The sequence below is a fragment of the Hassallia byssoidea VB512170 genome (assembly GCF_000817785.2).
In the GTDB taxonomy this organism is placed as follows: Bacteria; Cyanobacteriota; Cyanobacteriia; order Cyanobacteriales; family Nostocaceae; genus Hassallia; species Hassallia carrinoi.
This window is the reverse complement of record NZ_JTCM02000164.1, coordinates 1-10,104: the sequence shown is the minus strand read 5'-3', so window position 1 is coordinate 10,104 and position 10,104 is coordinate 1. Positions and strand designations below refer to the sequence as shown.

The 10,104-nt window shown below is 43.2% G+C and carries 7 protein-coding genes and 1 pseudogene; 2 read left to right on the top strand and 6 right to left on the bottom strand.

Annotated elements, in window-relative coordinates; all coding sequences use genetic code 11:
* Positions 1 to 196: 196 nt before the first annotated feature.
* Positions 197 to 361 (bottom strand): annotated as a pseudogene (locus PI95_RS36480) (Rpn family recombination-promoting nuclease/putative transposase); the annotation flags it as partial.
* Between the two features lie 102 nt (positions 362 to 463).
* Here PI95_RS36480 and PI95_RS33220 point away from each other — a divergent pair.
* A complete protein-coding gene (locus PI95_RS33220) occupies positions 464 to 1,825 on the top strand; it encodes a glycosyltransferase family protein (RefSeq protein WP_039738448.1) in 1,362 nt (453 codons plus the stop codon).
* A gap of 95 nt (positions 1,826 to 1,920) precedes the next feature.
* Here PI95_RS33220 and PI95_RS33215 read toward each other — a convergent pair whose 3' ends face one another.
* The 4 genes from PI95_RS33215 to PI95_RS33200 form a co-directional block, all read right to left on the bottom strand.
* Positions 1,921 to 2,307, bottom strand: coding sequence for a hypothetical protein (locus tag PI95_RS33215; protein ID WP_039738450.1), 387 nt, complete (start codon positions 2,305 to 2,307; stop codon positions 1,921 to 1,923).
* Between the two features lie 304 nt (positions 2,308 to 2,611).
* Positions 2,612 to 3,058 (bottom strand): hypothetical protein, encoded by a 447-nt coding sequence (locus PI95_RS33210; protein WP_039738452.1) that lies wholly within the window; start codon positions 3,056 to 3,058, stop codon positions 2,612 to 2,614.
* An 844-nt stretch (positions 3,059 to 3,902) separates the two neighbouring features.
* Positions 3,903 to 5,792: an ATP-dependent zinc metalloprotease FtsH gene (ftsH, locus tag PI95_RS33205; protein WP_039738453.1), complete on the bottom strand. Its 1,890-nt coding sequence runs from the start codon at positions 5,790 to 5,792 to the stop codon at positions 3,903 to 3,905.
* A 397-nt stretch (positions 5,793 to 6,189) separates the two neighbouring features.
* The gene (locus PI95_RS33200) at positions 6,190 to 6,474 is read right to left on the bottom strand and encodes a TRADD-N-associated membrane domain-containing protein (protein ID WP_039738455.1); all 285 of its coding nucleotides are present in this window, start codon (positions 6,472 to 6,474) and stop codon (positions 6,190 to 6,192) included.
* Positions 6,475 to 6,640: 166 nt separating this feature from the next.
* Between PI95_RS33200 and PI95_RS33195 the strand changes: the two genes are divergently transcribed.
* Positions 6,641 to 7,951: a pentapeptide repeat-containing protein gene (locus tag PI95_RS33195; protein WP_039738457.1), complete on the top strand. Its 1,311-nt coding sequence runs from the start codon at positions 6,641 to 6,643 to the stop codon at positions 7,949 to 7,951.
* 152 nt (positions 7,952 to 8,103) lie between these two features.
* Here the strand turns inward: PI95_RS33195 and PI95_RS33190 are convergent, their stop codons facing one another.
* The gene (locus PI95_RS33190; protein WP_039738458.1) at positions 8,104 to 9,309 is read right to left on the bottom strand and encodes a bifunctional cobalt-precorrin-7 (C(5))-methyltransferase/cobalt-precorrin-6B (C(15))-methyltransferase; all 1,206 of its coding nucleotides are present in this window, start codon (positions 9,307 to 9,309) and stop codon (positions 8,104 to 8,106) included.
* Positions 9,310 to 10,104: the final 795 nt, after the last annotated feature.

Below are 10,104 nucleotides of genomic sequence, written 5' to 3'. Positions count from 1 at the left end.
GACACTCATTGACAGCCTTGTTCTTAGTTGTTCGTGCAGCATCATAGACAGTCTGTGTAGAAGGCTGTCCAATGAGTGTCCACGTTCATTCCAAGGGCGTCCAGTAAGGTTAGTGCGATCGCGCATTAGTGCCAAAGCTGCAAAGTTACTATTTAAAAAACTAGTCGAGGGTCTAGAGTGAAATTCGATTACGTTGAACGATTTCCTGCGACCTAAGCATAATCAATGCATCGGCGCGGATGGGTTCGAGGAATAATTCAGATGGACTTAGTTCGGTGAGTGTAATTGGTTCGCCAAGTAACCAAGTTGCAAAGTCGGTTGAAAATGATTCGGCAAGAAATTTACAGACGTTATCAAACATAGCTGGGAATTATATCAGTAGTATTCTACCTATGTAACTTAGGAACGAATTAGGTAATACTTGCCTCTTGACTAATAACCCCTAATTCTTCACCATTAACTCATGAGTCAAGTAGATATTCTCATCCTCTCAAATGGTCCTGGGGAGGTAACAACCTGGGTGCGTCCAGTGGTGCAGGCATTGCGGCAACAACTGGGCGATGACCGTTCTCTGGTAAGGATTTCGGTTATTTTATCGCCTTGCCCAAATGCTACTGGTAAAGAAGCAGCGATCGCTCGTTCTTATCCAGAAGTAGATCGAGTGCAGTCAGCAGAGCATTTTTGGCAGTTTTTGCTTTGGGGAAAGACTTTTGAAAATTGGGATTGGAGAAGTCGCGGTGTAGTAGTCTTTCTCGGCGGCGATCAATTTTTCCCCGTGGTAATTGGCAAAAAGCTGAATTATCGCACTGTAGTTTACGCCGAATGGGAAGCTAGATGGCATAGTTTAATTGACCGCTTTGGGGTAATGAAACCTGAAGTTGCAAACCGCGTACCCCAGAAATATGCTGATAAATTTACCGTTGTCGGCGATTTGATGGTAGAAGCGGGGGGGAGTGGGGGAGAGGGGGGGACGACTTGGGGACAAGGAGGACAAGGAGGACAAGGAGGACGACTTGGGGGACATGAATTTTCTTCTCCCTTGTCTCCCCCCACTCCCCACTCCCCACTCCCCACTCCCAAAATTGAATTGATTGGACTTTTGCCGGGATCAAAAGCGGCAAAATTGTCACAGGGAGTGCCTTTGATGTTGGCGATCGCTGAATACATTCACAGCAAAAGACCGGAAATTCAGTTTGTCATTCCTGTCGCTCCAACTTTGGATTTACCAACTTTAGCTAGTTTTGCCGATCCCGAAAAAAACCCCTTTGTGAAAACCTTCAGCTTTAGCAACGCTTCTTTGTACAGACGTTCCGGTGGAACGTCTCTACCTAACTCCTCGCTTTTAACTGCCAAAGGTTTAAGTGTAGAACTATACACTCAAACGCCTGCATATGATTTATTATCTGAATGCAGTATCTGCCTAACTACAGTCGGGGCAAACACCGCTGAACTCGGTTCTTTAGGCGTGCCGATGATTGTTTTGCTACCAACGCAACAACTTGACGCGATGCGTTCTTGGGATGGTTTACCCGGACTTTTGGCAAATATGCCTTTGCTTGGTTCCAGCTTTGCTAAGTTAATTAACTGGTTGGTACTTAGGCGAAAGGGTTTATTAGCATGGCCCAATATTTGGGCACAGTCAATGATAGTCCCGGAATTGGTGGGAAAACTTCAACCGCAAGAGGTGGGGGAAATGGTTTTAGATTATTTGGCTCATCCAGAAAAATTGGCAGCGATTCAAGCGAAATTGCGGAGTGTTAGAGGTGAAGCCGGCGCAGCGCAAAAATTAGCACACTTGGTTTGGGAAGTTATGAGTTATGAATGAGGAGTTAGAAGTTAGGAGTTAGAAGTTAGGAGTTATGAGTTAAAAGTTATGAGTTAAAAGTTATGAATTTTTAACTATTCACTCCTGACTCCTAACTACTCAGAGGACTTTCCATCTCTGCGTCCGAGTTCATAAACGCCAGAACCCATACAGGCAAGTATACCCATGCTGATTGACCAACTGCGACCTAAGCCTAGTTCTACGCCCCAGTTGCATAATCCACCAAAAATTAGAAATGGGACTATACTAAAAAGCGAGGCGTAAAAGGCGTTTTGGGATTCTCTTGCTTGACGGGTCTTTTCAAATTCTGATTTGCTCATGTAGAGCGATCGCTCGGCAAAGTTAAACCAGCGATTAAGAAGCAGAATTACCCACTCACTGACTGGGGAAAAAGCTAAATATAGCGCCAATGACCACAAACTTGTCCCGGCGATCGCGATCGTGTCTAACTCAATTCTGAAAGGCAATATATCAGTCAGCATGGGTTTAGTCAATTCTGCAAAGCTAAATCAACCATTTAAGCTATTTTTAGCAGAAAGTCAACCGCCTTTGGGCTGATTTGGTATATTGGTAAGATTAATTGACACTCCCCACTGCTGTCTTCACGGAAAGTGTCAATGTAATTCATAATTAATAATTAATAGTTCATAATTGAAATCAGTGTCAGCTTGAACTCTCCACTTAAATAGTTTGAGCTTCATTAATACAGGAACTGCGCTTTACCCATTTTTTGAATTATGAATTATGAATAATGAATTAATAATTCTGAAGTTTCATAATTAGTTATTAAAAATAAAATTCTTGCAAAAATGGGTAAAGCTTATTTGCTAAAAGTTCAAACTTTTCTCCTATAGAATCAGGAGAAGTTATTTCATATCCTCTGCCATTTAACCAATTATAATTATTATCCGGAATATAAATTAAGTGAGCCATTCCTTGGTTGTAGTATCCTGATAAAGTCAGAATTCTTATTTTGGGAAAAAACCTCAACTTAAAATTTTCGGAAAAATGTTTTGCTTTAAAAGTTATACATAAATTATCACTGCCAATTTTTTCAGATAACAATTGAAACTGAGCTTTTGGGAGAACTAAAGCCGCATGACCACTTCCAATTGTTTGAAATAATAATTGAAACTGAGTATTCGGGAAAACTAAAGCCGCAATTTTAGCAACCTCTGCCTCAAAATCTGGTTCTCTGGTCTGGAAAAGTTTTCCTGCACCTCTAATAGACATGATTTTTTCCTTTGTTATGGATTTAAAAATAGCGATCCAGTACGACTTTGTACATTCCAATAGCTAAGATTTGCTCTCCACAAATTACATCTATCAGGTGATTGACATAAATACAATTATATGTATCTACAAAACACATACTAAATGCTAATCACGCTAGTTTACTTTTTTTTAGATATTTCTATCTATGATAGTAATATATCTACGTCTAAAGTATGAAATTTAAGTAAATTTACATGATTTAGGTATATGACCGATTATCAATTGAATAAGGAAAAAAGCAAAATACCGCTAGTTTCTAGCTGACACAAGCAAACGAGCCGTTAAATTTCAAGTTATTTAATCTTCGCGCTTGCGAATAATATTTAAGACTTACGTATTGACATAAATTTGATTCTATGCATAAAGCCTTACTTGATTTGCCCAACAGAAGTTAAGCACTCCTACGCGCTTTCCTTCTATATTCTTAATAGGTGTAAGGAAAATCAATTTATGCAGTTTTGGGATTATGTGGAAAAAAATTGCCAGTATTGTGATGAAGAGGGTGTAGGGGGTAGGGACTCACAAACAATAGACACTCATTGGACAGCCTTGTTTTGAAATATTCGTGCAGCATCATAGACAGTCTGTGTAGAAGGCTGTCCATTTTTGTCCACGTTCATTCCAAGGGTGTGGGGTCCCCACTCCGGTCTTGGGGTTTCCCCAAGTGGAGGATGTGGCGTTGTGGGGGGTAGGGATAAAGAAAGACACTCACGCCGTTTTATAAAATCGTAACCTCATTACTCCAACCCCACAACCCACAACCTACACCCCACCCCCTTTTCCACACCCTACCCCCAAATATCTATTGAGACACAACTAATGTTGGCTCGGGTAGCTGAGTATATTCCCCAACAATTTTGCGGAATAAATCTCCCTCAATTGTCTCTTGGTCTGACAACAAATCTACCAGTCGCTCCATTGCTGTGCGGTTTTCTTGCAACAGTTCTTTTGATTTGATGTAGCAATGGCTGATAATTTCGCGCACTTGCGAATCAATTTTGGCGGCAATTTCTTCAGAATAATCTGATTTGTTCATCCAGTCACGTCCTAAAAATACCTCTCCACTTTGATTTTCTAAAGAAAGTAAACCTAAGTCAGACATGCCGAAACGTGTCACCATTTGCCGTGCCATCCCAGAAACTTTTTGCAAGTCATCTCCGGCACCGGTGGTTACTTCTGGTTTGCCGAAAACAATTTCTTCAGCGGCACGACCTGCTAAAGTTGAGGTAATTCTGGCTAGCAGTTGAGAACGAGAAAGTAAGCCTTGTTCTTCGTTGGGAGTAAACCAAGTTAAACCTTGCGCTTGTCCGCGTGGGATGAGGGTGACTTTTTGCACTGGGTCATGGTTTTTGAGTAATGTCCCAACTAAAGCGTGTCCGACTTCATGGTAAGCAATTAAGCGCTTACTTTTGCTGTCTACAAGGGGAGTACCTTCCATCCCAGCAACTACGCGGTCAACTGCATCATCAATTTCTAAAAGGGTGATAGATTCTTTGCGGCGTCTGGCAGTGAGAATTGCGGCTTCGTTGAGTAAGTTGGCTAAATCAGCGCCGGTGAATCCAGGAGTGCGGCGAGCGATCGCTTCTAATGATACACTCTTATCAACTTTTTTATTCCGCGAGTGGACTTGTAAAATTTCCAATCGCCCTTTCAAATCCGGTGCATCAACTATTACCTGCCTATCAAAGCGTCCCGGACGCAATAATGCTGCATCGAGTACATCCGGGCGGTTTGTGGCAGCAATAATAATGATGCCGGTGTTACCTTCAAAACCATCCATCTCAGTAAGCAGTTGGTTCAAGGTTTGTTCTCTCTCATCGTTACCACCACCGATACCTGCACCTCTTTGTCTGCCTACAGCGTCAATTTCATCGATAAATATTAAGCAAGGGGCATTATCTTTAGCTTTTTTGAACAAATCGCGCACCCTCGATGCACCAACACCAACGAACATTTCCACAAATTCCGAACCGGAAATGCTGAAGAATGGTACACCGGCTTCTCCGGCGATCGCTTTTGCGAGTAAAGTTTTACCAGTTCCAGGAGGTCCGACCAACAGCACTCCTTTGGGAATGCGGGCACCTACAGCGGTAAATTTTTCCGGTTGTTTGAGGAAGGTAACGACTTCTTGCAGTTCTTCTTTGGCTTCTTCGATGCCTGCGACATCGTTAAATGTTACTCCTGTTTTTGCCTCCATTTGAAAACGCGCTTTAGATTTGCCGAAGTTCATCGCTTGGCTAGAGGCATTAGTCGAACGGCGGAGGAATAATAACATTAACGCCAGTAGTGGCAAAATCCACATTAAGTTAATCAAAAGCCCAACAGCTGCTCTACTATTAGCAGAGGAAACCTCCCCAAACTCAACTTTATTATCTTTGAGCTTGTTAATTAACTCTGTATTATTCTCCAAAAGCCTTACCTGTTGTGGTGGTGTATCTGCCGGTTGCCCTTTAAGATAAACCCTGGCAATTTGTTCGCTTTCGTCAAGTTCTACTTTTTGGACTTGCTTTTTCTCAGTTTTCTCCAGTAACTTACCATAAGTTAGAGTTTCGCGCTCTGCTTTTTGCGCCAACGCAGGAGTACTGCCGAAAATTCCCGGCAACATTATTAAACTGGCTGCTAGCGCTCCTGTCAATGCTACGCGCTTTGAGGAGTGATGTTTGCTCAATGCCTTTTTGTGAAAATTTGTCATAATAATTACCCTTTGTCTGCTGCTTATACTTGAGCGCTAGTTTTATGTCTGTTCTTTTAGCAAGAATTGAAGTCACTGTTTTCTTAATCTAGTGTAACTTTCAGTTTCAGCCATTTCCAAGTCTGTTTTGGCTGGGGTTGGAAGAATGAGGGGGAGGGGGGGAGTGGGAGACAAGGAGACAAGGGGACAAGGGGAGCCAGCGCCGTGCGGAGGTCACGAACGTTGAGGCGACTGGCGTGGACAAGGGGACAAGGGGAGCCAGCGCCGTGCGGAGGTCACGAACGTTGAGGCGACTGGCGTGGACAAGGGGGATGAGCTGAATTTTTTCCTTGTCTCCCCCTCTCCTTGTCTCCTTGTCCCCCCATCCCCCCCTCTCCCCCTCTCCCCATCCCCCCCTCTACTTCTCGCTGTCGTTTATTTCTGCTAAAACTTTGTCAAGTCTATCGTTTGCGTCTTTAGCGAGAGATATGCAACATACACTTGAAGCTAAACCGGAAGCAGCAGCAACTGTTCCTTCTGGAACTTTATTTGACAAAATTAGCCCAGCACCTACGAGTCCAATAAAGAAAGATACTGTGGTTGCAGTCAAGGCAAGGTTAAAACTGTAACGTCCTTGCCGCAAGCGTTCTTGGGCAATGCTCAATTCGATTGTGGAGTGATTTGGGGTTAGCTTGTTATTCATGGATTTTGCTCTTGGATTTAAATTTCATACTTCTAATGTCGAGCCAAATCCTGGAAATACTGACTAGGCAATGATTGTGTTGTAAATAACTTGTGTCTTCTCTATGATTGTCTTGTGCCTTAGTTGCGATCGCGTAAATACTCGCTGAGAAAAAATTAGCCAAACCATGACAGACTCTAGCCTTGCGAGGAAAAAGAAGAAAATAACTTACACAGCCTCTACACAAGGTATAGAGAGGGCAGAAAATGCTTTGAAAAGGCTAGGGTTTGAGTCAAAAAGTAACTTTGCAGAATCTCAACTTTTATCTCGCAGTACAGTTACAAAATTTTTTCAATGTCAGCCAATTCAGCTTGATTCTTTTAAAAGGATATGTAAGGCACTGAAATTGAATTGGGCAGAAGTTGCAGGGATAATAGAAGAAGGACAATCACAAGGTTTAGAAATAAATAGTTACAGTAGCCCTGATACTGATGAGATGCTACAAGTGGAAGCAGTTCAGCGTCAAGTAACTGTAATAGATAAACAAAGTAAAAAACTTAAAGCGGTTATTGTATTAGAAGGTGATATAAATTCAGTTAATAGTGATTTGAAAGTATCCCTGGAATTAGCTTTACTAACATATCCAGGAGACACTATAAAAATTACAGATATTAAAGCAGGCAGCATTCGGTTAATTGTAGAGGGTTCTCAAGAAGAAATCGAACGGCTTGTATCTCGCATTAAATTAGGAGAATTAAAAGAATTAAGGGGTTTTCCTGTTGAAGATATTCAAGTATTGAACGAGAATTCTGATGATGAAGAAAGTGATGAACTGAATGATAAATGGCATTTAGTGCAGGAGATTGTCAATCAGGCAGTTACGAATCGAAACTTGAGTAATGCCGACCTGAGTGATGCCTACCTGAGTGATGCCTACCTGAGTGATGCCGACCTGAGTGATGCCGACCTGAGTGATGCCGACCTGAGTGATGCCGACCTGAGAGGTGCCGACCTGAATCGTGCCAACCTGATTGGTGCCAACCTGATTAATGCCTACCTAAGTGATGCCTACCTGGGTGGTGCTGACCTGATTGATGCCTACTTGGGTCGTGCCTACCTGGGGGGTGCCAACCTGATTGGTGCCGACCTGAGTCGTGCCAACCTGAGTCGTGCCAACCTGAGTGGTGCCGACCTGAGTCGTGCCAACCTGAGTAATGCCGACCTGAGTGATGCCTACCTGAGTGATGCCTACCTGAGTGATGCCGACCTGAGTGGTGCCAACCTGAGTGGTGCTAACCTGAGTGGTGCCAACCTGAGTCGTGCCAACCTGAGTCGTGCCAACCTGAGTCGTGCCGACCTAAGTGGTGCCAATGTAGAAAATGCTCGATTCGGAAATAATCAAGGAATTTCTGAAGCCAGAAAACGTGACCTAATTCAAAAAGGAGCAATCTTTGAGGATTCTCATGGCGATCGCTCTGGAATTCTGCTTTCTGGCTAACAATTGTAGTTGTTGCGCGATCGCTTCCTCGCTCAAAACGAAAAATTTAGAACTTACGCAACTGTCGCACGAAAAACATAATATAAACTCGTAGTAAGCGCTTTAGCGCTTATTTTAGGCACTAAAGTGCCTACTACGGGTAAGATATAGAGTTACTTCACCACTACCCACTGTGTAACAGGCGCCATCGCTTTCCAACCTAAAAATTTACCGATGGGTTCCGCTCTTTGAATCGCAATGCGAGTTAATGTCCCACCGACTTGATTGTGCCATTGCAGAAGCTTTTGTTCGCTCTCGACAGTTACAGCGTTAGCAACGAAGCGTCCACCAGATTTGAGCGATCGCCAACAAATATCAAATATTCCCTCTGCTGTAGCACCACCCCCAATAAATATGGCATCGGGTGCTTCTAAATTGTCAAGTGCAGCAGGAGCCTCAGCTTGAATTATACACAAATTTGGTGTACCCAGAGCAGCGGCATTATCGGTAATGTACCGCAATCGTGAGGGATTTTGTTCAATGGCGATCGCTCGACAACGATAATCACTCCGCATCCATTCAATCCCAATCGAACCACAACCCGCACCCACATCCCATAATAATTGTCCCGGTATCGGTGCAAGTGCAGCTAAAGTAACTGCCCTAACTTCATGTTTGGTAAGTTGTCCGTCGTGATGATATGCTGTATCCGGTAAACCAGGAGTTCGCGGAAGCAGTACAACTGATGAATCTGCAATACATTCAACCGCAATTGTATTTAAATCGGCAAGTTCAGTGATATTCCAAGATGCAGCGATACCCTTAACGATGCGTTCGTGAGTTCCTCCCATGCGTTCTAAAACTGTAATTTGGCTTTTACCAAAGCCGCGTTTTACCAACATTTCGGCGACAATAGCCGGGGTTTTTCTGCCTTCACTGAGGATGAGGAGACGCGCTTTCGGATAAATTACTGGATGTAATAAATTTGGATCGCGACCTGCTAAACTTAAAGTCTCTACTTCTGTGAGCGACCATCCCAAACGAGCGCAAGCAAGACTGAAAGCTGAGGGACTAGGAATAATCGTCATCTCTGCAATCGAAATTCGCCGTAGTAGCGTTACTCCAACGCCGAAACACATCGGATCGCCACTAGCGAGAACACAAACCGATCGCCCGCGATAAGAGATAATTTCTTCTATCGTATCATTTAGGGGTGAAGTCCAAATTAGCTTTTCGCGATGATCGCTTTTGGGGAGCATAGAGAGATGGCGATCGCCTCCGACTAACACCTCTGCTTGCTCCACCAACATTTGTGCAACCGGATTTAACCCCAAAACTCCATCTTCACCAATTCCGACTACAGACAGCCATTTTTGCATCAAACTTAATTAACCTGACTTATAACTAAGTACAGTTTTGCGTAAAAGCGTAGCGTTTTTAAATGCATTCTTGACGCATTAACATAACGTCGCTTTGATATAACATAACGTCGCTCTGCATTGTTTCTACATTCTTATTGCCTTTCTTTAATTCGCGCTCGTATTAATGAAATGCTGTACTAAGCATAGTAGCAGTATTTTCACTCTAGGTAAATCGTTTTGACTAACTCGTTAAATAGTAACTTCGCGGCTTTGGCTGATATACAAAGGTCGCACCAACCTCACCGGACGACCGGCAGCTTTCAAAGGCATCCAACGATCGCGCCAAGTGTTTCCCCGATCTGATTATTTTTCTGCTATCGTTTAACACAAAATGCGGGTAAAAACCCACTTGCCTCTAGCAATTCGGCATAAATCAGAACCACCCACTATTTTGATTTTACTTTTATCACCGGACGCTTCCAATGACGGTGCAAGCTAAGCGAGATTTTTGAAACCGACGTAGTCAGAGATGGCGTTTAGTTTGTTTCCTGATTTTCGACCTTTGCGAATCCTAACTTCTGGTTTACTTTGAAAGGCAGAAGTTCGTTCGCGTAGCGTCTCCGTCAGGAGAGGGCAGAAGGCAGAAGGGAAGAAGCACTAATTCTGATGAGGCTGCTTCGTAAAACTTTAGTTGTCTTTCGACGTATTTATCTGACATTATTAGACCCATCCGAAAACTCGCAAGCCAATATTTACAAGACTTTGAGACTAGGAAAGTGCAGATTCTGTTTCAACGAAGAAATCAGTGTTTGA